Origin of the sequence: Phreatobacter sp. (assembly GCF_052440005.1) — a bacterium.
In the GTDB taxonomy this organism is placed as follows: Bacteria; Pseudomonadota; Alphaproteobacteria; order Rhizobiales; family Phreatobacteraceae; genus Phreatobacter.
The window spans coordinates 17073-41675 of sequence record NZ_JBQVQL010000021.1 but is presented as its reverse complement, the minus strand read 5'-3'; the positions used below and the strand labels follow the sequence as shown (position 1 = coordinate 41675).

General features: G+C 70.2%; 19 protein-coding genes. 8 read left to right on the top strand and 11 right to left on the bottom strand.

The window, feature by feature from the left end; genetic code table 11:
• The first annotated feature begins 557 nt into the window (after window positions 1–557).
• The 3 genes from ACT6XY_RS07600 (at window position 558) to ACT6XY_RS07590 (ending at window position 3120) form a co-directional block, all read left to right on the top strand.
• The gene (locus ACT6XY_RS07600; protein WP_444747730.1) at window positions 558–869 is read left to right on the top strand and encodes a GNAT family N-acetyltransferase; all 312 of its coding nucleotides are present in this window, start codon (window positions 558–560) and stop codon (window positions 867–869) included.
• A 91-nt stretch (window positions 870–960) separates the two neighbouring features.
• The gene (locus ACT6XY_RS07595) at window positions 961–1350 is read left to right on the top strand and encodes a hypothetical protein (RefSeq protein ID WP_444747729.1); all 390 of its coding nucleotides are present in this window, start codon (window positions 961–963) and stop codon (window positions 1348–1350) included.
• Between the two features lie 132 nt (window positions 1351–1482).
• On the top strand, window positions 1483–3120 hold the full coding sequence (locus ACT6XY_RS07590; RefSeq protein WP_444747728.1) for an acyl-CoA dehydrogenase family protein: 1638 nt from the start codon (window positions 1483–1485) through the stop codon (window positions 3118–3120).
• A gap of 73 nt (window positions 3121–3193) precedes the next feature.
• Here the strand turns inward: ACT6XY_RS07590 and ACT6XY_RS07585 are convergent, their stop codons facing one another.
• Complete coding sequence (locus tag ACT6XY_RS07585; protein WP_444747727.1) at window positions 3194–4132, bottom strand: helix-turn-helix transcriptional regulator; 939 nt, start codon at window positions 4130–4132, stop codon at window positions 3194–3196.
• Window positions 4133–4407: 275 nt separating this feature from the next.
• Between ACT6XY_RS07585 and ACT6XY_RS07580 the strand changes: the two genes are divergently transcribed.
• The 4 genes from ACT6XY_RS07580 (at window position 4408) to ACT6XY_RS07565 (ending at window position 10609) form a co-directional block, all read left to right on the top strand.
• Window positions 4408–5400: a fatty acid desaturase gene (locus ACT6XY_RS07580; RefSeq protein WP_444747726.1), complete on the top strand. Its 993-nt coding sequence runs from the start codon at window positions 4408–4410 to the stop codon at window positions 5398–5400.
• Window positions 5401–5523: 123 nt separating this feature from the next.
• Window positions 5524–6726 carry an efflux RND transporter periplasmic adaptor subunit gene (locus tag ACT6XY_RS07575; protein ID WP_444747725.1) on the top strand — a complete coding sequence of 401 codons (1203 nt, stop codon included), beginning with the start codon at window positions 5524–5526 and terminating at the stop codon, window positions 6724–6726.
• A 13-nt stretch (window positions 6727–6739) separates the two neighbouring features.
• A complete protein-coding gene (locus ACT6XY_RS07570) occupies window positions 6740–9874 on the top strand; it encodes an efflux RND transporter permease subunit (RefSeq protein ID WP_444747724.1) in 3135 nt (1044 codons plus the stop codon).
• A gap of 96 nt (window positions 9875–9970) precedes the next feature.
• On the top strand, window positions 9971–10609 hold the full coding sequence (locus tag ACT6XY_RS07565; RefSeq protein WP_444747723.1) for a response regulator: 639 nt from the start codon (window positions 9971–9973) through the stop codon (window positions 10607–10609).
• Window positions 10610–10613: 4 nt separating this feature from the next.
• Here the strand turns inward: ACT6XY_RS07565 and ACT6XY_RS07560 are convergent, their stop codons facing one another.
• From ACT6XY_RS07560 to ACT6XY_RS07550, 3 genes are all read right to left on the bottom strand, one after another.
• Window positions 10614–12923 (bottom strand): hybrid sensor histidine kinase/response regulator, encoded by a 2310-nt coding sequence (locus tag ACT6XY_RS07560; RefSeq protein WP_444747722.1) that lies wholly within the window; start codon window positions 12921–12923, stop codon window positions 10614–10616.
• A 42-nt stretch (window positions 12924–12965) separates the two neighbouring features.
• The gene (locus ACT6XY_RS07555) at window positions 12966–13583 is read right to left on the bottom strand and encodes a TetR/AcrR family transcriptional regulator (protein ID WP_444747721.1); all 618 of its coding nucleotides are present in this window, start codon (window positions 13581–13583) and stop codon (window positions 12966–12968) included.
• A 97-nt stretch (window positions 13584–13680) separates the two neighbouring features.
• Entirely contained in the window at window positions 13681–15792 is a 2112-nt protein-coding gene (locus ACT6XY_RS07550) for a TonB-dependent receptor (RefSeq protein WP_444747720.1), read from the bottom strand.
• 221 nt (window positions 15793–16013) lie between these two features.
• Here ACT6XY_RS07550 and ACT6XY_RS07545 point away from each other — a divergent pair, with 221 nt between their 5' ends.
• Complete coding sequence (locus ACT6XY_RS07545) at window positions 16014–16403, top strand: hypothetical protein (protein WP_444747719.1); 390 nt, start codon at window positions 16014–16016, stop codon at window positions 16401–16403.
• A 311-nt stretch (window positions 16404–16714) separates the two neighbouring features.
• Here ACT6XY_RS07545 and ACT6XY_RS07540 read toward each other — a convergent pair whose 3' ends face one another.
• The 7 genes from ACT6XY_RS07540 to ACT6XY_RS07510 form a co-directional block, all read right to left on the bottom strand.
• Complete coding sequence (locus ACT6XY_RS07540) at window positions 16715–17722, bottom strand: 4-hydroxyproline epimerase (RefSeq protein WP_444747718.1); 1008 nt, start codon at window positions 17720–17722, stop codon at window positions 16715–16717.
• Between the two features lie 65 nt (window positions 17723–17787).
• Window positions 17788–19005 carry a diguanylate cyclase domain-containing protein gene (locus ACT6XY_RS07535; RefSeq protein WP_444747717.1) on the bottom strand — a complete coding sequence of 406 codons (1218 nt, stop codon included), beginning with the start codon at window positions 19003–19005 and terminating at the stop codon, window positions 17788–17790.
• A 123-nt stretch (window positions 19006–19128) separates the two neighbouring features.
• Complete coding sequence (locus ACT6XY_RS07530; RefSeq protein WP_444747716.1) at window positions 19129–20358, bottom strand: diguanylate cyclase domain-containing protein; 1230 nt, start codon at window positions 20356–20358, stop codon at window positions 19129–19131.
• Window positions 20359–20444: 86 nt separating this feature from the next.
• The gene (locus ACT6XY_RS07525; protein ID WP_444747715.1) at window positions 20445–21374 is read right to left on the bottom strand and encodes a dihydrodipicolinate synthase family protein; all 930 of its coding nucleotides are present in this window, start codon (window positions 21372–21374) and stop codon (window positions 20445–20447) included.
• 204 nt (window positions 21375–21578) lie between these two features.
• Window positions 21579–22562 (bottom strand): TRAP transporter substrate-binding protein, encoded by a 984-nt coding sequence (locus ACT6XY_RS07520; protein WP_444747714.1) that lies wholly within the window; start codon window positions 22560–22562, stop codon window positions 21579–21581.
• 32 nt (window positions 22563–22594) lie between these two features.
• Window positions 22595–23860 carry a TRAP transporter large permease gene (locus ACT6XY_RS07515; RefSeq protein WP_444747713.1) on the bottom strand — a complete coding sequence of 422 codons (1266 nt, stop codon included), beginning with the start codon at window positions 23858–23860 and terminating at the stop codon, window positions 22595–22597.
• Window positions 23860–24384 (bottom strand): TRAP transporter small permease, encoded by a 525-nt coding sequence (locus tag ACT6XY_RS07510; RefSeq protein ID WP_444747739.1) that lies wholly within the window; start codon window positions 24382–24384, stop codon window positions 23860–23862. The genes ACT6XY_RS07515 and ACT6XY_RS07510 overlap by 1 nt, the downstream gene beginning before the upstream one ends.
• Window positions 24385–24603 lie beyond the last annotated feature (219 nt).

Sequence of the window (24603 nt, the reverse complement as noted above, 5' to 3'; positions counted from 1 at the left end):
GCGTGCCGCCCGTGCGATGGCGTCGTCGTCGACCCTACAGGCTGCCGCGGTGCGGTCGGCCTGGTGGCGCGGACTGCAAGAGGGCGGGACGTTGAAGTCCCCCTCTCCTCGCGGAGCGAGGGGAGGGTGCGGGTGGGGCATGTCCTTGCATTCGCCTCGCACGCCCCGCGTTGTGCGGTGTCGGCCTTCCCCTGCCGGGGAGAGGTGGCCGAAGGCTGCATGAGGCTGTTGCATCGCCCGTCACCCCCGGCGGGGCCGAAGGCCGAGGGAAGGGGGTCCAGAAGGGGACAGGTGGTGAGGGCGGGGCTGCGTCCGAGAGGCTGCTGTCCTGCAACCCCTGGATCCCCATCCCCTCGCTGCGCTCGGCCGGGGATGACGGGACCGCCACTGCCACGCCCCGCTCCTGTCCCGATCGTCTGGCGCCAGAAGCGAAAGCTGGTGCCCCCTCCGCTTCCCTTGCATCGGCGCAAGTCCGGCTTGGGCGCCGGCGGCTTGCGTTGGCGGACCGCGGGAACGACCATCCTCCCGCACCGTTTCCCCCGAAGAGGAGCCTTCCCATGACCACCGCCGTCATCGACGTCGTCGACAATCCGGAAGCCCAGCAGTTCCAGGCGCGGGTGGACGGCCATCTCGCCTTCGCCGAGTACCGGCTGATCAAGGGCGCGATCCTGTTCACCCACACGGAGGTCCCGGAGGCCCTCGGCGGGCGCGGCATCGGGTCGGCGCTGATCCAGGCCGGGCTGAAGGCGGCGCGGGAGCGCGAACTCAAGGTCATGCCCGTGTGCCCGTTCTTCGCCGCCTGGTTCGGCAAGCATCCGGAGGACCGCGACCTGCTGCATCCGTCCTACCGCACCGCCCTCGGACTGTGACCGCCCGCTGGCCAAGACGGCTCTGCGGCTGCTTTGCCAGCGGTCGTTCCACCCTCTAGGCTTCCCGTGCGACCTGAGCGGGGGCCTGGCCATGGTCTACATCGCGGTATTCGGTGTCACCGCCATCCTGTTGTTGCAGGCGACTGGCATGATCCCTCTGGCCAGTGTGGGCGGGCCGCTCACGATCGGCGCAGTCATCCTGGGGATCATTCTGTCCGTGGGGATCCACGAGGCCTGGTCGAGGCGGCGCGGTCCCTTAGGCTGGCTCGTCAACCTCGTCGTCGCGACGATCGGCGGCCTGTTGGGCGCCCAGCTCGGCGGCTTCGCCGCAGCCATGTCCCTTCCATATACGGGTTCGCTGGCGGCCGCCGGCGGTGTCGTCTTCGCCGTCGCTCTGGTGGCCAGCGTCCTGTGCGCCATTGCCGGGGCGTGGGCTGCCATCGCACTCGTCAATCGCTGGCGCCAGGTCCCAGGCCGCTGACGGCCTCGGCGCCGGGCATAGGCCGAGAGACTTCAGGCGGCTCACGTTTCGCACCATTCCTTCGGCCGATGGCCGGGGGAAGCCGCCCGTGCCAGTCTCGCCGCCGCACCGCCCCCATCTGCGGAGAACCCGATGCCCCGTCACGCGCCGTCGACCCGCCTCGCCACCCACGAGGTGACGAACCAGCCGCCGGATTTCGCCGGCCGCAACCTGTTCACCGCCGATCCCGTGCTGCGCCACTGGGCGCTGCGGGAGGGCGGCGACTGGGTGGACGGGCCGCTGACCGCGCTCGGCGCCGCCGTCGGCTCGGAGGAGGTGCTGGCCTGGGGCGATGAGGCGAACCGCTATCCGCCGGAACTGACGGTCTTCGACCGCTATGGCCGGCGCATCGACGAGGTGCGCTTCCATCCGAGCTACCACCGGCTCATGGACCTCGCCATGGCGCACCGGATCCACGCCATCGCCTGGGCCGAGGAGCGCCCCGGCAACCACGTCGCCCATGCGGCGCTGCTCGCCCTCTTCACCGAGGCCGAGCAGGGAACGATGTGCCCGATCTCCATGACCTATGCGAGCGTGCCGGCGCTGCGCCACCAGCCCGACGTCGCCGCCACCTGGGTGCAGAAGATCGTCGGCGGAACCTATGACGCGCCGCTGAGGCCCATCGCGGAGAAGCGCGGCGTCACCATCGGCATGGCGATGACGGAGAAGCAGGGGGGAAGCGACGTGCGCGCCAACACGACGCGCGCCACCCGCGACGGCGACGCGTACCGGCTCGTCGGCCACAAGTGGTTCTGCTCGGCGCCCATGTGCGACGCCTTCCTGACCCTGGCGCAGACGGAGAAGGGGCTCTCGTGCTTCCTGGTGCCGCGCATCACCCCGGACGGCGAGCGCAACAGCCTCCACGTCATGCGGCTGAAGGACAAGCTCGGCAACAAGTCGAACGCCTCCTCGGAGATCGAGTATCACGACACCCATGCCGTGCTGCTCGGGGAGGAGGGGCGCGGCGTCTCGACTATCATCGAGATGGTGCACCACACCCGCCTCGACACGATCGCCGGTACGGTCGGCATCATGGGCATGGCGCTGGCGCAGGCACGGCACCACGTGGCGAACCGGCGGGCCTTCCAGAAGACGCTGATCGACCAGCCGGCGATGCGGGCGGTGGTGGCCGACCTCGCCCTCGAATATGAGGCGGCGGTGGCGTTGACGATGCGGGTGGCGCGGGCCTTCTCCGGCACGGGGGAGGGGGAGCGGGCCTTCGCGCGCCTCGCGGTGGCGGTGGCGAAATACTGGCTCACGAAACGCAACCCGAACTTCGTCTACGAGTGCATGGAGTGCCACGGCGGCGCCGGCTACGTGGAGGAAAGCCCGCTGCCGCGGCTGTTCCGCGAAAGCCCGCTCAACGCCATCTGGGAGGGCTCGGGCAACGTCATCGCGCTCGACATCCTCAGGACCCTCGGCCGCGAACCGGCGGCGCGCGAGGCCTTTGCGGCGGAGCTCGGGGCGGCCCGGGGGGCCAATGCGACTCTCGACGCGGCGATCGACGATCTCTTCGGCATGTTGCGCCGGGTGCCGGCGGAGGCGGACGCCCGGCGGGTGGCCGAGCGCATGGCGCTGGTGCTGCAGGCGGCGCTGCTGGTGCAGGGCGCACCGGCGGCGGTTGCCGACGCCTTCATCGCGACGCGGCTCGGGGCGGAGGGTGGCCGCAGCTTCGGCGTGCTGCCGTCGGGAGCGGACATGGACGCGATCGTCGATCGACGTGTGGGATGAGGAACGCAGCGGCGGGTTCCCCGAGACGCGAACGCAACCGTACCGCGCCGCAGACGGCGAGCCGGCGGATGGGTCAGCGGAAGTCGCGGGGGGTGCCGCCGGTCTCGCGCCGGAACGCCCGGTAGAAGGTGGCCAGGCTGTCGAAGCCGCAGGCGAAGGCGAGGTCGATCACCGCCTCGTCCGGCCGGTCGGCGAGGCGGCGGCGCGCCATGGCGATGCGCATCGCGGTGAGCGTGCGGTGGAAGCTGCTGCCGGTCGGTTCGAAGACGACGTGGAGTTGCCGGGGAGATATGGCGAGCATCCGCGCGACGTCTTCGGGCGTCAGGCCGGGGCGATGGATGTTGCGCCGCATGAGCCGCTGGGCTGCCTGCCGATAGCCGGCATGCAGGGCGAGGCGGCTCTCCGGCGTGCGTGCCGAAACGGCGCCGCGGGCGAGGAGAGCGAGCCGGGCGACATGATCGACGGCCGCATCGGCCTCCTGCGGTGCGAGGTCCTCCGCCATGTCGAACAGGGCGTGAGCCGCGGCATCCAGCAGAAGCGACAGGCGGGCGTCCGGTATGGCCGCCATATGCAGCCGGCGGGCGGCCTCGCCATCCACCCCGATGCGGGCCAGGGGAATCGTCACGATGTGGGCGAGAAAGTCGCCGGTCGTCGCAGGCGTGCCCCGCGAGGCGATGTCGGTGTGACCGACGGCGACGCTTCCGGCACCGACATAGGTCTGGCCGGACGGCGTTTCGCACCAGCCGGGTCCCGCCATCTGGAGGCCGACGACGAGGCTGTCCTTCGGCACCCTCGCGATGTCGGCGGCGGTGCGGCTGACCCGATAGGCCGAGGCACCGAGGGCGGCGAGCACGGCGCCGCCGGCATGCCGCGCGGAGAACGTGCCGCGGAACTGGTACCGGCGCTCCGGGGGCAACTCGATGGTGACACCGAAGAGGTGTCTTCCGCGCTCCTCGCGCCAGTAGTCGAAACGGTCGGCCGGCGGCAAGTCGTCGGTTGACCAGGAGAGCATGGAGACCTGCCGCAATACGGAACGTCATTGAAAGGTGCAAACAAATACAAGCCTCCGGGAAAAATCAATCCTGGCACGCGGTGGTTGAGTTAGGCCTGTGGAGGGATCGCGCCCCTGCGCAGGGGGCGGCCTGCGGGGGGCGGCACGAATACATCAATCGTGAACGGCGTGAGGGAGCCGTGATCTTGACCCCCTTCCCCGCATCGGGCATCGCTCGGGATGGCGATTGACGCGGCGCAGCACGCCGTGGCGGCGCCCGCCACGAGGCTCACGACATGACCAGCATACCGCAGGCGGTGGAGTTCGACGTCGACGACGAGGAAACCTTCGTCCCGGCGCTGGGCGAAACCCATTCCACGCGGGCAAAGCAGATCCTCAAGGCCCATCCCGAGATCCGCGGGCTGATCGGCCGCAATCCCTGGACCGCGGCGATCACCGCCGCCTATGTCGGCGCGCAGATCGCCGTCGCCGTCGCCTTCGGCTGGGCCGGCGCGTCGTACTGGTGGCTGGCGCTGATCGTCGCCTACGGGTTCGGCGCCTTCCTCAACCACGGGCTCTACGTCGTCGTCCACGACGCCACCCACAATCTCATCTTCCGCAGCCGCCTCGCCAACCGGCTGGTGCTGCTCGTCGCCGACATCCCCCAGGTTCTGCCCGGCGCCATGGGCTTTCGCGCCTGCCATCTCGCGCACCATTCCCATCTCGGCGAGATGGACGGCGACACCGACATCCCGCATGCCTGGGAGGCCCGGCTGATCGGCCATTCCACCTGGCGCAAGGCGCTGTGGTTCCTGTTCTTCCCCGTCTTCCAGGTGCTGCGGGTGACGCGGGTGAGGGGGGTCGCGACCTTCGACCGCTGGACGCTGGCCAATTACGCGGTGAATTTCGGCTTCGCGGCGCTGCTCGGCTGGCTCGCGGGCTGGACCGCCGTGCTCTACCTCTTCGCCTCGTTCTGGTTCGCCATCAGCCTGCATCCCCTCGGGGCCCGCTGGGTGCAGGAGCACTTCACCGGCGACGAGGAGCACGACACGGCCAACTACTACGGCCCGCTCAACACCGTGGCGCTGAACATCGGCTACCACAACGAGCACCACGACTTCCCGTCGATCCCGTGGAACCGCCTGCCGGAGGTGACGCGGCTCGCGCCGGAGTTCTACCTGACCCTGCCGAGCCACAGGTCCTGGACGCGGCTGCTCGTTACCTTCATCACCGACCCCGCGCAGTCGCTGTGGACCCGTACCGTGCGTCCGGAGCCGGGCGGCGCGTGAGCCGTCCCGCCGGTGGCCTAGTCCATCGGGCCGAATGGCGCATCGCCGCAGGCGGCCTAGGGTTGCCCCATGGGCAACCATGTCCCCGCGCCATGCGGGGCGTCGGCCAGGTCTGAGGGTTCCATGCTGCGCGTGATCATCGTCTTCGGACTGCTGGCCGTCGTCGGCGGCGTCGCCACCTGGCGGCCCGACCTGGCGGAGAAGGCCTATCACCAGGCGCAGGCGCTGATGGCGCCGAAGCCGGCCGCCGCGCCGCAGGGGCGTGGCCCGGGCGGCGGCCCGCCGCCGGTCGCGGTCACCATGGCCCGCGCCGAGAAGCGCGCCATGCCGATCATCGTCGAGGCGGTCGGCACGGTGCAGCCGATCGCCGCGCTGCAGATCAAGGCGCGCATCGACAGCCAGGTGGCGACGGTCCACGTCGCCGAGGGCGCGGCGGTGAAGGAGGGCGACCTCCTCTTCACCCTGGACGACCGGTCGCTGAAGGCCCAGCTGGCGCAGGTCGAGGCGCAGATCCTGCGCACCCGCGCCCAGCTCGAACAGGCGGTGCGCGACCGCGAGCGGGCCATCGACCTCAACAGGCGCAGCGTCGGCACCGAGGTGGCGCGCGACAACGCCATCACCAACGTGAAGTCGGTGGAAGCCCAGCTCGCCTCCGACGAGGCGAGCCGCAACAACCTGCAGACCCAGCTCAGCTACACGCAGATCCGCGCGCCCATCTCGGGCCGCATCGGCTCCATCGCCGCCAAGGTCGGCACCGCCGTGCGCAACGCCGACACGACGGCGATGACGACGATCAACCAGATCAACCCCATCCACATCGCCTTCGCCGTGCCGCAGTCGACCTTCTACGAGATGCGTGCCCTGCTCGGCGACGACCCGACCCGCATCAAGGTGGAGGCGAGCATCGGCGGGCGCACCTCCACCGGCGCCATCGCCTTCATCGAGAACCAGGTCGACCTGACGACGGGCACGGTGACCGCCAAGGCGCGGATGGAGAACGGCTCCGAGCAGCTCTGGCCGGGCTCCTTCGTGCCGGTGAAGGTGATGCTCGGCGTGCAGGACGACGCGGTGGTGGTTCCCTCGGTGGCGCTGCAGGTGGGGCAGAACGGGCCCTATGTCTTCGTCGTCCGCGACGGCCGGGCGGCGGTCGCCGCCGTGCGGGTCGCCCGCACCATGGGCGACCTCGCGATCCTCGCCGAAGGCCTGACGGGCGGCGAGCAGGTGATCACCTCCGGCCAGCTGCGCCTCGCCAACGGCACCCCGGTGGCGGCCCGCCCCGCCGGCACCGCCGAGGGCGCGCCCACGCCCCGCGCCCCGCAGAGCTGAGGAGATCGTCGCCATGCTCTCCGAACTCTGCATCCGCCGTCCGGTCATGACCATCCTCCTGATGGTCTCGTTCCTCGCCGCCGGCATGTTCGGCTACCGGCAGCTGCCGGTGGCGGCCATTCCACGCGTCGAGTTCCCGACCATCCAGGTCAGCGCCCAGCTTCCCGGCGCCAGCCCCGAGACCATGGCCTCCTCGGTGGCGCTGGTGCTGGAGAAGCAGTTCTCCACCATCGCCGGCGTCACCTCGATGACCTCGACCTCCTCGCTCGGCAACACCTCCATCGTGCTGCAGTTCGATCTCAACCGGTCGATCGACGGCGCGGCGCTCGACGTCCAGTCGCAGATCTCGACGGCCATGCGCCGCCTGCCGGCGGAGCTGACGACGCCGCCGAGCTTCAGGAAGGTCAATCCGGCCGACCAGCCGGTCATCTTCCTCGCCATTTCCTCGGATGTGGCGCGGCTCTCCGACATCGACCGCTTCGCCAATTCCTCCATCCTGCCGCGCATGGCCTCGCTGCCCGGTGTCGCCCAGGTGCTGGTCTTCGGCACACAGAAGTACGCGGTGCGGGTGCGCGCCGACCTGGAACAGCTGGCCGCCCGCGGCCTGACGCTGGCCGATCTGCAGAACGCTCTCACCGCCGCCAATTCCAACCGCCCGGTGGGGTCGGTCAACGAGGGCGGCCGTGCCGCCATCCTCGACGCCACGGGCCCGATCACCCGCGCCGCCGATTACGGGCCGGTGGTGGTGGCCTGGCAGAACGGCGCGCCGGTGCGCGTCTCGGACGTCGCCACGCCCATCGACAGTGTCGAGAACGACCGGATCGCCGCCTGGCTCAACGGCACGCGCGCCATCGTGCTCGCCGTGCAGCGCCAGCCCGACGCCAACACCGTCGACGTGGTCGACCGCGTGCGCGCCCTGCTGCCGCAGGTCCAGGGCGAGGCGCCAGCCTCCTATACGATCACCGTGCTGAACGACCGCTCCAAGTCGATCCGCGAGTCGGTGGCGGACGTCGAGTTCACCCTGGCGCTCGCGGCGGTGCTGGTCATCATCGTCATCTGGTTCTTCCTGAAGAGCTGGCGGGCGACGCTGATCCCGGCCCTGGCGCTGCCGATCTCCATCGTCGGCACCTTCGCGGTGATGCACGTGCTCGGCTATTCCATCGACAACATCTCGCTGCTGGCGCTGACGCTGGCGGTGGGCTTCGTGGTCGACGACGCCATCGTCATGCTCGAAAACATCATGCGCTACATCGAGGAGGGGATGGATCCCTTCCAGGCGGCGCTGGTCGGCTCGCGCGAGGTCGGCTTCACCATCATCTCCATGACCATCTCGCTGGTGGCTGTGTTCATCCCCGTGCTGTTCATGGGCGGCGTGGTGGGGCGCATGTTCGCGCAGTTCGGCGTCGTCATCTCCACCGCCATCCTGATCTCGGGCGTCGTCTCGCTCACCCTGACGCCGATGCTCTGCTCGCGCGTCCTGAAGCCCGTCGACCACCACGCCAGGCCGATCTTCCCGCTGCGCTGGTTCGAGGCCTTCTTCTCGGCCATGACGCGCGGCTACGGCTGGTCGGTGCGCAAGGTCGTCGCCATGCCGGTGATCATGCTCGGCATCACGCTGGGCACCTTCGCCCTCACCTACGTGCTGTTCCGCGACATCCCCAAGGGCTTCTTCCCCATCGAGGACAACGGCCTCATCACCGCCGCGACGATCGGTCCGGACGACGCCTCGTTCGCGGCCATGGTGGCGCGCACCCAAGCGCTCGCCGCGGCGATCCGCACCGATCCCGACGTCGCCATGGTGATGGCCAATGCGGGCGGCGGCAACGCCGCCAACACGCAGAACGCCGGCCGCCTGTTCATCACCCTGCGCGACAAGCCGGAGCGCAAGGATTCGATCCAGGTCGTCATTTCGCGCCTGCGCCGCATCGCCGCGCAGGTGCCGGGCATCCAGATCTTCTTCGTGCCGGTGCAGTCGATCAATGTCGGCGCGGTGCAGAGCCGTTCCCAGTACCAGTACACGCTGCAGGCGGGCGATCTGGACCTGCTGCGCCAGTATGCGCCGCTGGTCGAGCAGCGCATGCGCACCCTGCCCGGCATTCTCGACGTCAACTCGGACCTGCAGATGCGGGCCCGGTCGACCATCGTGGAGGTCAACCGGGATGCGGCCTCGCGCCTCGGCGTGACCGCCGACCAGGTGCGCAACACGCTCTACTCGGCGTTCGGGTCACGGCAGGTGTCGACCATCTACGCCTCGGAGGACACCTACCAGGTCATCCTCGAGGCGGATCCCAAATACAACGACACCGCCAACATGCTCCGCCGCCTGACCGTGCGCTCCTCGTCGGGGGCCATCGTGCCGCTCGACGCGGTGGCGAGCCTGCGCGAACAGCCGACGGCGCTGACGGTCAGCCATCTGGCGCAGCTGCCGGCGGTGACGATCTCGTTCAACCTGCCGCCCGGCGTCGCGCTGTCCCAGGCCGTGACGCTGATCGAGGGGGCTGCCCGCGAGGTGGGCCTGCCGGCGAACATCGCCACCAGTTTCCAGGGCACGGCGCAGGTGTTCCAGCAGGCGGTCGCCAACCAGGGCCTTCTGCTCTTCGCCGCGGTGCTGGTGATCTACATCATCCTCGGCATCCTCTACGAGAGCTTCATCCACCCGCTGACCATTCTGTCGGGCCTGCCCTCGGCCGGCATCGGCGCGCTGCTGACGCTGCAGCTGACCGGCTTCGACCTCTCGGTCATCGCCATGATCGGCCTCGTCATGCTCATCGGCATCGTCAAGAAGAACGCCATCATGATGGTCGACTTCGCCATCGAGCGGCGCAATGCGGGGGCCTCCGCCAAGGAGGCCATCGTCGAGGCGGCTGTGCTGCGTTTCCGCCCCATCATGATGACGACGCTCTGCGCCATCCTCGGCGCCGTGCCCATCGCCATCGGCCACGGCGCCGGCGCCGAGCTGCGCATGCCGCTGGGCGTCGCGGTGGTCGGCGGCCTCGCGGTGTCGCAGCTCCTGACGCTCTACATTACGCCGGTCGTGTACCTGATGTTCGACGGCCTGTCGGGCTGGATCTCGCGGCGTGGCAGCGCCCCCGCCGCGACCGTCTCGCCCGCCCCCGCAGGTGCGCCCCAGAGCCAGCCGGCCGAATAGTCTGCGGGCCGGCATGGCAGGGTCTCGGGGCTGTGATCGGCCCCGCGGCACAGCCGCATTGACAGCCGTCCCGCGCGGGCCCTACGCCTTGCGTCCATGTCGCGTATCGCCGTCATCGCCGACGACCACGGAATGTATCGGATGGGCCTCGCCTTCACGCTGAAGGACAGGCTCGGGTTCGACGGCGTAGAGGAGGCCGCCTCGCTGGACGAGGCGCTGGCCCGGCTCGGCGAAACCGACGGCATCGCCCTCGCCCTGTTCGACCTCTCGATGCCCGGCATGCAGAGCGCCGCCTCGCTCGCCGCGGTACGTGAATGCTACCCCGACCTGCCGATCGCCGTGGTGAGCGGGTCCGACAACCGTGCCGACGTGCTCTCCGCGCTCGCGGCGGGCGTCAACGGCTTCGTCCCGAAGGGCCTGAGGGACGACGATCTCGTGGCGGCGCTGCAGGCGATCCTCGGCGGGGCGATCTATGTGCCGGCGAGCCTCGCTCAGGGCGCCGCCACCGCGGCCGAACCCGCTTCCGGAACCATCGACCTCGCCCGCCTGACGCCCCGCCAGCGCGACGTGCTGGGCCTGCTCGTCGAGGGGCGCACCAACAAGGAAATCGCCCGGGCGCTGGACCTCGGCCACGGCACGGTGAAGATCCATCTCGCCGCCGTGTTCCGCCACCTCGGCGTCTCGAACCGCGCCGCCGCGGTTGCCGTCGCCGCACCGCTGCTGGCGCGCGGCTGACGCCTCAGACGACCAGCCGCGCCAGGGCGGCGCGCAGCACGTCGACCGCGACGGGCTTGGTCAGCCAGGGCGTGCCGCTCGCCTGGAGCCGCGCCAGCGTCTGTGGATCGGTGGCGCCGGTGACGATCAGCGTCGGCCTCGCATAGGCGCGCTCCCGCCGCCAGCGGTCGATGAGGTCGAGCCCGTCGACGCCGCGCTCGAGTTGCAGGTCGATGACGGCGAGATCCACCTCTCGCGCGCCGGCGAGCGCTTCCGTCGCCTCGGCGCTGTTGCAGGCGGCGGTGACGGTGGCGCCGTCGTCGCGCAGGGTGCGGGCGAGGGCGTCGACGATCATCGGCTCGTCGTCGAGGACGAGGATGTGGCGGCCGGCGAGCGAGAGGTCCGGCTGCACGCCCGGCGCCTCGACCAGCGGCAGGGCGCGGGCGGCGAGCGGCAGCTCCACGCGGAAGACGGTGCCGCGGCCATGGCGGCTCGTCAGCAGGATGCGGTGGTCGAGCAGGGCGCACAGGCGCCGGACGATGGACAGGCCGAGGCCGAGGCCATCGTTCTGCCCGTGGGCGGCGGCCTTGGTGCGCTCGAACTCCTCGAAGACGCGCTCGCGGTCCTCCTCGGGGACGCCGGGCCCGGTGTCGTGGATCTCCAGCACGGCACGGTCGCCGCGCCGGCGCACGCCGACCAGCACCTTGCCGGAGGCGGTGAACTTCAGCGCGTTGCCGACGAGGTTGCGCAGCACCGTCTCGATGAGGATGGGGTCGGAGACGACGGCGAGCCGGGACGGGACCAGGCGGAACTCGAGGCCGTGGGCGGCGGCCTGGGCGCGGAAGCCGGCGGCGACGCGTTCCAGGAGGTCGCCGATGACGAAGGTGCGCGGCTCGGCGACGACGATGCCGGCATCGAGCCGCGAGACGTCGAGCAGGGCGTTGAACATGTCCTGCAGGGACCCGAGCGTCGTCTCCATATTGGCGACGAGGCGGCGCGGCTCCTCGCCCTGCACGCGGCGCGACAGGGCGTTGGCGAAGAGGGAGAGGGCGTGCAGCGGCTGGCGCAGGTCGTGGCTGGCCGCGGCGAGGAAGCGCGACTTGGCGGCGGTTGCGGCGACGGCGTCGTCGCGGGCGGCGGAGAGGGCGCGGTTGGCCGCCTCGAGCTCGGCGGTGCGGACGGCAACGCGGTGCTCCAGCGTGTTGGCGAGGTGCTTCAGCGCCTCCTCGTTGTCGGCGAGGCGGTCGATCATGCCCTGCAGCGAGGCGGCGAGGGAGACGATCTCGCGCGAGGAGGACTTCGGCACCTCGATCTCGACGCCGTCCAGGGCCTCGGCGAGGCCGACGCGGTCGGCGCGGGCGGCGATGGCCTGGAGGGGACTGGCGATGCGGCCGGCGACCCACCAGCCGGCGGCGAGCACCATGAGGCCGACGATGCCGCCGGCGGCGATGATCTGGCGGCGCAGCTCGTCGACCGGGGCGAAGGCGACGGCGGCGCTGGAGGTGACGACGATCTGCCACCCGAGGCCTTCGATGCCGCGGCCGCCGGAGGCGCGGCTGGTGCCGATCACCATGACGCGCCCGTCCGGCAGGGTGTCGGTGGCGAAGCCGTCCGGGCGCTGGGCGATCTGGCGGGCGAGGGTGGGGCCGAGATGGTTCTGGTCGCCGATGACGGTGCGTCCCTCGCGGTCGAGAACGATGACCTCGAGGTCGGACTGCCGGCCCTGGGAGCGGTCGATGAGCGAACGGCGCAGGTGCCCGAGCCAGTCCCAGCTCACCAGCATGCCGAGGATGCCGACCGAGCCGCCGGAGGCGTCGCGGACATTGACGCCGATCTCGACGACGCGCTCGCCGGGCGTCGTCTGGATGGTGGGGCGTTCCGGCTCGCCCGGTGCACGGGCCGGCCGGTCACGCGCCGCGGCGAACCAGCGCCGGCCGGTGACGTCGGTCGCCTCGCCGACGCCGCCCGAGGCCACGGTGACGTGGCCGGACAGGTCGGCGAAGCCGATCCAGACGATCTCGTCCACATTGCCCTTCACCCGATCGAGGATGACGCGCTTGCCCGGGTAGCTGCTGGCGGGATTGGTGAAGGCGGGCAGGGTTGAGAGGGTGCGCGCCGAGCGCCACCGTTCGTAGACGTCGCTCTCCAGCGCCTCGCGCATATAAGCGGCAAGGTCACCGAGGGAACGGCCGATGGAGCGTTGGGCCTCGCGGGTCGCGGTCCAGACCACCACGGCGGTGACCGACAGGATCAGGGCGGCCGTCAGCACGGCCAGCGTGCCGGTGAGGATGCCGCGCAGGCCCGGCCGGGTCAGGAAGGTCGGATAGGTCGCCATGGCCGCACTGTCTGCCCTTCGCGGGGGACCGGCAAGGGGCGGCTAGGCGGCCGCGACGGGCGCGTGCCGGGCCGCGAGGTCACGGGCGCCGGCGACGATGAGGCTGGTGGCGAGGTCGGCATAGGCCTCGCGCGACATGGGTCCGTCGGTGCGGAACCACATGCAGTGCCAGTTCAGCATGCCAAAGAGCGACATGGTGACGGCGGTGAGGCGGGGCGAGCCGGCGAGCTCCGGTACCGCCGCCGCGAGAGCGTCGGAGAAGATGGCGACGAGCTCGCGCTCCACGGCCATGAGCGAGGCCTGGGCGGGGGCGGGCAGGCGGGCGAGCTCGTTGATGTGGATCTTGTGGAGGGCGTCGGTCTGCCGGTAGCCGTCGAGGAGCGCCTGGGCCACCGCGAGCAGCCGGCCCTCGGGAGCGGCCCGCCGCGCCGCCCGGCGCACGCGCTGGGTCAGGTCCTCGATATGGTCGGCGATGATGGCGACGAGCAGGTCCTCCTTGCTCGCCACGTAGTGATAGACCAGCGGTTTCGACATGGCGCAGGCGCGGGCGATGTCGCCGATGGACGTCCGGTCATAGCCCTTCTGGGCGAAGAGGACGGCGGCCGCCGCGCGGATCTGGCGGCGCTTGTCGTCGAAGTCGGCGGCGCGGGGGCGCGGCATGGTCAGCCCGTCCGTCAGCCGGGTGAGCCGGCAGCGAACCGATTGAAATGCCGCCCCGCCGCAGGTGTCAACGCGGGCGAAGGGAGGGGGCGGCGCCTCAGAACCGGACGGTGGTGAAGAAGCGCACGCCGCGGCCGGGCATCAGCACCTCGTCCTTCTTGAAGGAGACGTGGTTGCGGATGTCGGCGTTGAGCAGGTTGGTGCCGACGAGCCCGAAGGTGAGGCTCTGGGCGCCCTGGCCGGGCTTCAGGTCCATGCGGTAGCTGATCTCGGCGTTGAGCAGGTTGTAGCCGGGGGTGGCCGTCTCTTCAGCCGCGATCTGGTTCTGCGCGAAGGCGTGCAGCAGCGAGACGCGGGCAAACCAGTTGGCGTCGCGCCAGAACAGGCCGCCGCCGAGGCGGTGGGGCGGGATGCGGGGCACGTTGGTGCCGTCGGCGAAGGTGGCGCGGACGAAGTCGTACTGGCCCTCGACGCCGAAGGTGCCGCCGGCGATCTCGCCGAGGTCGACCTGGCCGCGCAGCTCGACGCCGTAGAAGGTCGCGTCCTGCTGCGAGAAGACGAGCTGGCGCAACTCGGTGCCGCCGCCGGAGCCGCAAGTGGCGAAGTCGTCGTCGCAGGTCAGGCCCGTGAGGCGCTTGTAGATGAAGCCGGAATAGCGGGTGTAATAGGCGGTGGCGTCGAAGCGCCAGGCGCCCTGCGCCCGCCTCAGGCCGAGTTCGATGGTCTGCGCCCGCTCCTTGCTAAGGTTCGGACTGCCGATCTCGAAGGTGCCGGAGGCCTCGTGCGGCCCCTTGGAGTAGAGCTCCTGGGCGCGCGGGGCGCGCTCTACATATTGCCCGGTGAGGCTGGCCACCCAGCCGCCCGGCAGGTTCTGCAGGAGACCGAGGCTGGCGCTCATCGGCGCGAAGTTGCGCACCGCGCCGAATTCGACCGGCGCGCCGCCGGCCGGATCGAACCCCGCCGGGAAGATCGAGGCGGTGCCGGAGACGCGCGCCTGCTCGATGCGGGCGGCGGCCTGCAGGCGCGTCGTCGGGGTCAGCGCCAGCTCGTTGAAGAGGAAGGCGGCGGCGGTGCGGGTGTTGGTGGGCGCGAGCAGGCCGCCGGCCTCGCCCGAGGTGCCGAGGCTCTGGGCGCCGAACTGCACGCCGACGGTGGTATTGAGCGTGCCGAGCCCCGTCTGGAACGGGCGGAACGCCGTCTCGACGCGTCCCTCCAGCTCCTGGTTCCGGAAGGTGGAGGCGGTGGCGAAGGAACCGAGCTCGAGCGCCTGCTCGTTGTGGCGGTAGAGCGAACCGCCGAGCCAGAAGCGGACGTTGTCGACGACCGAACCGTCGAAGCGGATCTCGCCCTTCGAGGTGAGGCGCGTCTGGATCATGTCGATGCGCACCCGGTCCGGCGCGGAACTGGCGCCGGGAATGCCGTAGAGCGAGCGGAACTGTGAGATGGCCGCGCCGATATAGCCCTGGTCGAAGAAGTAGGAGGCGCCGAAGGAACCGCCGAAGGTGCGGGCGAAGGAATTGTCCTGCCGCCCCTGCGGGGTCGCGTAGTCCCCGGCATTGCGGCCGAAGACGTCGGCGGAGAAGGCCCACTGCCCGGAGGAGCCGCGCACGCGGGCAGCGCCGTCGATGCCGCGGTCTACCGAGGAGAGGCCGCCGGTCATCATGCCGGTGACGCCGGGGGCGCCGAGGCGGGTCGGGATGCGCTCGTTGGTGACGTTGACGACGCCGCCGATGGCCTGCGATCCGAAGCGCAGGGCCGCAGGGCCGCGGACCACCTCGATGCGCTCGGCTGCGAGCGGGTCGATGGGCACGGCATGGTCCTCGGAGAGGTCGGAGACGTCCTGGGCGCCGATGCCGTTCTCTTGGATGCGGACGCGGGCATTGTCGAGGCCGCGGATGATCGGCCGGCTGGCACCGCCCGGAGCGAAGCTCGAGCCGGTGACGCCCGGCGTGGTGTTCAGCTGGTCGCCGAGCGTGCCGCCGCCGTTGCGGCGGATTTCGGTCTCCCGCACCACGGTGACGGGCACGAAGGCGCGGTCGATGACCTGCAGCTGGCCGTCGGTGAGACCGAGGTCGCGCGTCGCGCCGTCGGGGTTGCGCGGCGCCTCGATCAGGATCTCGGGCAGCGCCGTCTGGGCCGTGGCCGGCGTGGCGGCCATGGCGAGGACCAGGAGGCTTGCCGAGGAGACGGCGAGGCGGGCGGGGCGCATGACAACTCCACGGTATGCAATGTTACAACGTAACTTAATCCTGCTCCGGCAGCGCCCTGTCAAGCGGCGTCCATGCGCGGGGAAGCCGAGCCTGGCGGGCCTGTGGCTTTCAGTCCTGAAACGATGCCGGTGGTGCGGAGCGTCCGGCTGAAACCGCGGGGGACGACAAGCCGGGCCGAACAGCGGGCCATGTCCCGCCCCGCCATCCGGAGACAGATCCCATGACCGCCCTCATCCTGCGCCAGGCCAACCGCCGCCGCATCCTCGCCTCGCTCGCCGCCGCAGCCGCCCTCGCGCCGCTGGCGATCGCCCCCGTCCTCGCCGAGACGGCGGCCGTGACGCTCTTCAACGTCGTCGGCCCGCGCGACACGATCGTGGTCGGCCTGACCGCCCAGGAGATCGCCGGCCTCGGCGCGGGCAATCCGGTGGAGACCCTGGCGAAGACGATCGCCGCCCGCGGACAGATGACCGTCTGGCAGTATGGCGTTCGCCGTGGTGACGGCGGCGCGCTGGTCATGGCGCCGACGGCCAAGGTGGCCCTCATGGCCGCCGGTATCGTCCGCATCGAGCCCTATCGTGCCGCCCATCCGGTGGTGGCGCCGGCGGCCTGAGGCGCCTGTTGCCGCTTGCTCGACGAGCGGCCATTCCGCGCGTGAAAGCTGCCGCCCTGCATCGGCCAAGTGCGTCCTTCGAGGTTCGGGCCTTGCCCTCGCACCTCAGGATGAGGAACTTGGCGATCGGCATCGGGGTAAGGCTGCAGCGCGCCAGTGGAACTCACCGGGATCGGTGCAGTTCACAACCCTCCTCATCCTGAGGTGCGAGCCCCGGCGATGCGCCAGCATCGCCCGGAGGCGAACCTCGAAGGACGCACTTGCGCCCATGCAAGGCACCGTAACTCATTTCCGAATGGCCGCTCGCCCTTCTACCGGTCCGCCACCTGGAACCCCTCCCAGTAGGGGTCGCGGTGATCGACGAAGATCGTGTTGATGCCCGTCACCCGCGCCCAGCCCTCGATGGAGGGGATGATGGCGTCGAGGTCGCCGACCTTCGCGCGTCCCTCGATCCGGCCGGTGAACTTCGACCCGATGATCGACTCGTGGACGAACTCCTCGCCTTCCTTCAGCCTGCCGGTGGCGGCGAGATGGGCCATGCGGGCCGAGGTTCCGGTGCCGCAGGGCGACCGATCGATGGCCTTGTCGCCGTAGAAGACGGCGTTGCGGGCCGTGCCGCCGTTGCGCGGTGCGCCGGTCCACAGGACGTGGGTCAGGCGGTCGAGTGCAGCGTTCTGCGGATGGACGATGGCGTGGCGGGCGTTGAAGGCCCGGCGCAGGAGCCCGGAGAAGCGGATGACCTCCGAAGGCTGGAGGTCGTCGAGGTCGCCATAACCCGGCTGCGGCTCGACGATGGCGTAGAAGTTGCCGCCATATGCGACGTCCACCGTCAGCGTCCCCAGGCCCTCGACCTCGACTTCGTAGCCGCGCCCGAGCAGGAAGGACGGCACGTTGGTGAGGCGCACGCTCTCCACATAGGGGCCGTTCTGCACATAGCGGGCCTCGACGAGGCCGGCCGGCGTGTCGAGCATGAGTACGCCCGGCGTCTTCGGGGTGACGAGCCCGTGCTCGATGATGGTGGTCACCGTGCCGATGGTGCCGTGGCCGCACATGGGCAGGCAGCCCGAGGTCTCGATGAAGAGGATGCCAACGTCGCAGTCGGCCCGGGTCGGCGGATAGAGGATGGAGCCCGACATCATGTCGTGGCCGCGTGGCTCGAACATCAGGCTGGTGCGGATCCAGTCGTGGCGGGCGAGGAAGTCCTGGCGGCGCGCGAACATGGTGTCGCCGGCGAGCTGCGGGATGGAGCCGCCGGTGACGACCCGCACGGGATTGCCGCAGGTATGGCCGTCGATGCAGGTGAAGGTGAAGCGGGTCATGGCGCCGGGATCCCCATCAGGACGACACGGGTATGCGGCGGCGGCGGGCGCCGCGCAACCGGGTCTCAGGTCGGGCTGAGGTGCAGTCGCGCCGGCCGCGGCAGGGGGGCATCCGGTTCCGGCACGATGGAGGGCGCGCGCGCGATGGTCTCGCCGGCCATGACGACGGCCGGGGCGCTGCGGCCCTTGGCCGTGTAGAGCGCGGCGTCTGCGGCTGCCAGAAGGCTGGTGGCGTCGCGCCCCTGGGCGGGGGCGAGGGCGATGCCGACGCTGACGCCGATGACGCAGTCGTGCCCGTTCACGGCATAGCTGCGGGCGATACGCTCCGACAGGCTGTGGCCGAGGGCGAGGGCGGCATTCCGGTCGAGCCCGTCGGCGAGGACGACGAACTCGTCGCCGCCGAGACGGGCGGTGACGTCTCCGGCCCGAACGCTCGCGTTGATCTGCTCGGAGACGAGCTGGAGGAGGCGGTCGCCGGTGGCGTGGCCGAAGGTGTCGTTGACCTGCTTGAAGCCGTCGAGGTCGAGATAGAAGAGCGCGAGGCCATCGGGCCGCTCGCGGGCGAGGCGCTCGTCGAGCTGGGTGACGAGGTGGGCGCGGTTGCACAGGCCCGTCAGGTCGTCGTGGCAGGCGCGGTGGCGGATCTCGCGCTCGGCCACCATGGCGGAGACGACGGTGGCGTTCATCTGGAACGCCGACACGCTCATCGAGAACAGGAAGAGGGGCACCAGAATGGTGACGCCGATCAGCGCCGGCTCGCCCGACAGCAGGGTGGCAACGGGCATCGGCGACAGCGACAGGGCGATCATCGCCGAGGCGAGCCGCGGGGCGGCGAAGTTGCGGAAGCAGATGCCGCCGACCATGGCGGCCGCCGGCACACAGGCGACGGTGGCGATCAGCCAGTCGCCCGAGAGAATGGCCATCAGGCAGCCGAGGCCGAGATTGGCGCTCCAGGCCAGGGCCATGACGATGTGAAGGTCCGTCCAGGTCTTCTCGCCGCGCAGCGCCGCACGCCTGCCATGCACGAGCACGGCGAGGCGCACCGCACAGATGATCACCTCCATCGCCAGCCAGGCGATGAACAGGGCGCTCGGTTTGAAGACGACCACGCTGAGGGGGCCGACGAGGGTCGCGATCAGCCCGCCGTAGAACACCGGCAGGTTGCCGAAGAGTTCCGCGACGAGGCGTTGCCGGATGGCGTCCGGCGTGCCGGCAGGCGATTCCGCGAGCCAGCGGGTGAACCGCCATTCCGGTGCCGAAAACCTCGCCTTCTCAGTCTGCATTCGCGCGACTCCGCCGTGATTTGCGGGACTGATGACCCATCCGCCTCAACGTCACGTAAACGACGGTACAGAAAGACCGGTGGTTCACTGCACTGTGTCCCGGCGCCAACGGGCGCCGGGGTGCTAGCCGGCGCGTGCCAGCTGGTGGTCGCGGGGCCCGGCGCCGGCCCGGCGCATGGATTCCCAGAGCGAGCGGGTGTCGCCGTCGACCTCGCTGGCGAGTGCCACGGCGGCCTTGCCGCGGGCCTTGGCGACGTAGAGGGCGGTGTCGGCGCGGGTCATCAGCGTGTCTGCGTCGGTGCCGTCGGCGGGGGCGAGGGCGATGCCGATGCTGACGCCGATGCGGGCGGTACGGCCGTCGGCCAGCGGATAGGGCGCGGCGATGGCGGCGAGGAGGGCGCGGCCGAGGGCCAGCGCGGAAATCGCGCTGCCGCCGGCCGCGAGCACGACGAACTCGTCGCCGCCGAGCCTTGCGGCGGTGTCACCGGGCCCGACGATCTCCCGCAGGCGCTCGGCCACCATGGCCAGGACGCGGTCGCCGACGAGATTGCCGTAGGTGTCGTTGACCGCCTTGAAGCCGTCGAGGTCGAGATAGAGCAGGGCGAAGGGCGCCTCCTGTGCCGCACCGCGGGCGAGACGTCCCGCAAGGTCCTCGACGAGGCCGTTACGGTTGGCGAGGCCTGTGAGCACGTCGAGCCGGGTGCGCTGGCGCTGCTCGCGCTCGGCCATCATGGTGGCAACGAGCATGCGGTGGAGCTGGAAGGCGGCCATGCTCATGGCGACGAGCAGGGCGGGCGCCTGGACGGCGGAGACCAGCAGGATCGGGTTGCCGGACAGAATCGCGCCCGCGGTGGCTGGCAGCAGCGCGCCGGCGATGACGGCGGTGGCGAGGCGCGGCGCGCCGACATAGCGGAAGCACATGCCGCCGACCATGCCCGCGGCGGAGATGCAGACGACGATCGCGGTGGGCCAGTCACCGGTGACGAGGATGAGGCAGGCGCCGAGGCCCGTGGTGAAGCCCCAGGCGACCGCGAGGACGATGGTGAGGTCGGTGAAGGTGCGCCCACCGCGGCGCACGGCGCGGCGCGCATGCAGCAGGATGGCGAGGCGGGTGAGCGAAATCACGACCTCGAGCGCGCACCAGGCGATCAGCAGTGGGGCCGGATGCCAGAGCGTCACGAGGACGGCGATGGCGAGGGTATTGGCGACGCCGCCGAGGAAGATGGGAATGGCGCCGAAGAGGGAGGCGACGAGGGCGGCGCGCACGTCGTCCGGCACCGGCTGGCTCGTGCCGGCCAACCAGCGCGTCAGGCCCCAGTGCGGGGGACTGAACCCATGTTCATTCTCGACCATGACACCCTCAGGTGGCCGCACTGCAGCACGGCACACCCGAAGATTGCGTTAATTCCACATCACGTCATCGTTGGTGACGGCGGGAGTCAGGCGGCGACCTTGAGGCCGACGTCGGGCAGTTTCGGCCGGTTGGCGAGGGCCTTCGCCATCATGGCCTGGACCTCGGCCGCCTCGTGCGGCAGCAGGGCGAGGCGCGGCGGCCGGGTGAGCGCCGTGCCGCGGCCCATGATGTGCTCGCACAGCTTGATGCACTGGACGAGGTCGGGACGCGCGTCCAGGTGGAGCAGCGGCATGAACCATTCGTAGAGCGGCATGGCCTCCTTGAAGCGGCCGGCCTTGGCGAGGCGGAACAGGGTCTCGCCCTCGCGCGGGAAGGCGTTGGACATGCCGGACACCCAGCCGACGGCGCCCATGGCGACGCTCTCGACGATGACGTCGTCGAGGCCGGCGAACAGCACGAACCGGTCCCCGACCATGTTGCGGGTGTCGATGAAGCGGCGGGTGTCGCCAGAGGAATCCTTGAAGCAGACGACCGTCTCGACGTCGGCGAGCGAGACCAGGATGTCGGGGGTCACGTCGTTCTTGTAGATCGGCGGGTTGTTGTAGAGCATCACCGGCAGGTCGGTGGCGGTGGCGACCGTCCGGAAGTGCTGCGCCGTCTCGTGGGGCTTGGACGAATAGACCAGCGCCGGCATGACCATGATGCCGTCGATGCCGATGCGGGCGGCTTCCTTGGCCGTCTCGACCGCGAAAGCGGTGGTGAACTCGGCGATGCCGCAGAGCACGGGCACGCGGCCGGCGGCGACCGCCTTGGCCGTCTCCATGATCTGGATCTTCTCGCGCCGCTCGAGCGAGGTGTTCTCACCGACCGAGCCGCAGACGATGAGGCCCGACACGCCGTCGCGGATCAGGTTGTCCATCACCTTGGCGGTGGCGTCGATGTCGAGCGAGAGGTCGGCGTGGAACTGGGTGGTGACGGCCGGGAAGACGCCTTCCCAGGAAATGCGGGGTGCCATGGGGTTTTCTCCAGAGAATGTCGTGGCGCGGCGGCACTCGGCGCGCCGCGGGCGGGAATGGGTGAGGCTCGAGGGTCCCTCACCCCGGCGAGGCCGCAGGCCGAGGGAAGCGGGTCCAGGGGCCGCGAGCGCGGCGCTGCAACGCCTGGATCCCCGTCCCCTCGGCCTTGCTTCGGCCGGGATGACGGAGGGGGCTCCTGCCGCTCAGAGCGCCGCGCCGGCCTTGCGCAGGTCGGCGAGGATGGGCGCCTTGGGGAGCCAGATCTTGTCGAACTCGGCGACCACCGCCGCCGCATCGGCCGGATTGGCATTGCGGAAGGGGATGCCGGTCGCCTTGAACTGCTCGACGAGCTTCGGCTCGTTGCCGGCGAGCTCGTCGATCTGGATGTCGAGGGCGCCCTTCACCGTCTTGGTAATGAGCTCGCGGTCGGCCGCCGAGATCGTCTGCCAGACCCGGCCCGAGACGAGGGCGATGACCGGCATGAAGACGGCGTTCATCTGCAGGATCGACTTCGAGGGCTTGTCGAAGCGCTGGTTCCAGGAGAACTCGAGGTCCGCCTCGAGGCCGTCGACCTGGCCGTTGGTCATGGCGTCGAAGACCTGCGGCGTCGGGATCGGGGTCGGGGCGGCGCCGAGCAGTTGGTAGAAGTCGCGGTAGACCGGGGTCGGGTTGATGCGCAGCTTCATGCCGCGGATGTCGGCGACCTTGGAGATGTCCTTCGCGGCGAAGACGGCGCGCATCCCGGTGATGCCCCAGGCGAGGCCGATGGTGCCGGTCTCGCGGGGGAGCACGTCGAAGAGCTTCATGGCGACGGGGTCGCGCACCAGCTTGGCGATCTTCGGGGTGGAATCGACCACGTAGGGCGCCGTGATGGCGGCGATGGTCGGCACGCGCGAGCCGAGCTCGGCGGCCATGATCCAGCCCATGTCGAGGGCGCCCGACTGCATCTGCTGCAGCATGGCAGCCTCGTTGCCGAGCTGACCCGAGTGGAAGACGGTCAGGGTCAGGCGGCCGTTGGTGGCGGCCTTGAGGTCCTCGCCGACCTTCAGCGCGGCGCGGTTCCAGGGGTGGCCGGCCGGGGTGAGGATGCCGAGGCGGAACTCCTTCGCCTGCGCCAGAGCCAGGGAGGGCGCAGCGAGCGGCAGGACGGCGCCGGCGGCGAGGAGGTGGCGGCGGGAGAGGGTCATGGTCATGCTCCTGAGGGGTTGGAGGGAGGCATTCACTTGAGCAGGGCGAGGGACAGGAAGGGGTAGAGCGAGAGCAGGACCAGCAGGATGCAGCTGACCCCGAAGAACGGCATGGTGACGAGGAACATCTTCCCCGGCTTCGCCCCGGTCACGGCGGCGGCGACGAAGAAGCACAGGCCCACCGGCGGCGAGAGCAGGCCGAGGACGAGGTTGATGACCACCACCACGCCGAAGTGACGGGGGTCGATGCCGTAGACCTCGGTGGCGATGGGCAGCAGGATCGGCACCGTCATGATGAGGCCGGGAACGCCGTCGATCACCGTGCCGATGACCAGCAGGATGACGTTGGCCAGCAGCATGAAGGAGACGGGATCCTTGGCGACCGTCTGGATCCAGGCGGCGGTCTCCTGCGGCACCTTCCCGTAGATGAGGATCCAGGAGAAGACGGCGGCCGCGGCCACGAGGAACAGCACGATGGCCGAATAGACGCCCGCGCGCAGCATCATCTCGGGCAGGCGGGAGAAGGAGAACTGCTTGGTCCAGAAGCGGCCGACGAGAGCGGCGGCGACGGCCCCGACCGCGGCGGATTCCGTGGCATTGGCGAGCCCGCCGAGGATGGAGCCGACGATAACGACGGGGATGGCGAGCGTCGGGGCGGCATCGAGGATGGTGGCGATCCGCTGGCGCGCGGTCCGCTTCTCGGCCTTGGGGTAGTTGTAGACGTAGCCCATCAGGGCGATGACGACGAAGAAGAGCAGGGTCAGCAGCACGCCGGGCACGATGCCGGCGATGAGCATGTCCGAGACCGAGACCTGCGCCAGCACCGAATAGACGACGAACATGACAGAGGGCGGGATGATCGGCCCGAGCATGCCGCCATAGGCGGTGAGGCCGGCGGCGAAGGTCTTGTCGTAGCCCTGCTTCTCCATCTCCGGGACCATGATCTGCGACATGATCGCGACCTGCGCCGTGGCCGAGCCGAGGATGGAGGCGACGAACATGTTGGCGAGGATGTTGACGTAGGCGAGCCCGCCGCGCACCGAGCCGATGACCGCCATGGCGAGGTCGACGATGCGCTTGGTGATGCCACCGCCGTTCATGATCTCGCCGATCAGGATGAAGAGCGGGATGGCGATGAGGCCGTAGCTGTCGACGCCGCCGAACATCTGCAGCGGATAGGACTGGAACAGCAGCGGGTTGCCGGAGGCGAGGATGTAGACGATGCCGGCGAGGCAGAGGCACAGGCCGATCGGCACGCCGACCAGCATGACGGCCATGAAGGCGGCGGAGGTGATCATCAGTTCACCCCGTCGACGTCGGAGAGGACGAAGCCGCGGATGGCGGCGGGCGGCACCAGTCCGATGTCCTCGACGAGATTCGCGAGGCCATGGATGATCATGGACACCGCGAAGATCGGCAGGATCAGGTAGAGCACCCAGGTCGGCCAGTTCAGCGTCTGTGTACGCTCGGTGTAGAGGAAGTTGAAGGTTTCGCCGGCGAAGGCGCGGGCGTCGAAGCCGGCGCGGGCGATGCCGACCGGGTCCATCCACAGCCAGCACATGGCCGCGAGCGACAGGCCGAAGGCGACGACCATGGCGGTGGCGATGACCTTGGCCACATTCCGTCCCCGCTCCGACAGCCGCTCCGACAACATCGAGACGGCGAAGTCGAGCCTCAGCCGCGTCATGGCGGAGGCGCCGATGAAGGTCAGCCAGACGACCGAATAGACCGCGGATTCGTCGACCCAGTAGATCGGCACGCCGCTGTAACGGGTGACGACGTTGAGGAGGATGAGGCCGGCCAGCAGGAACATGAATCCCATGATGGCCAGCCGCTCGACCGCCAGGAGACCGGCGGAGAGGGACTGCAGGGCCTGGGCGGGCGCGCTGATGCGTCCGGAGGGAATGGCCTGGTGCGCCATCGGTGGATCCCCGATGTGTTTTGCTCTGGAACTGTGGTATCGTAGATTTTATACAATCAGGGAGTCAATGCCTTCGGAAGGACTTTCTTACCTCCCGTCGAGGGCGGGCATCCCGCGCCG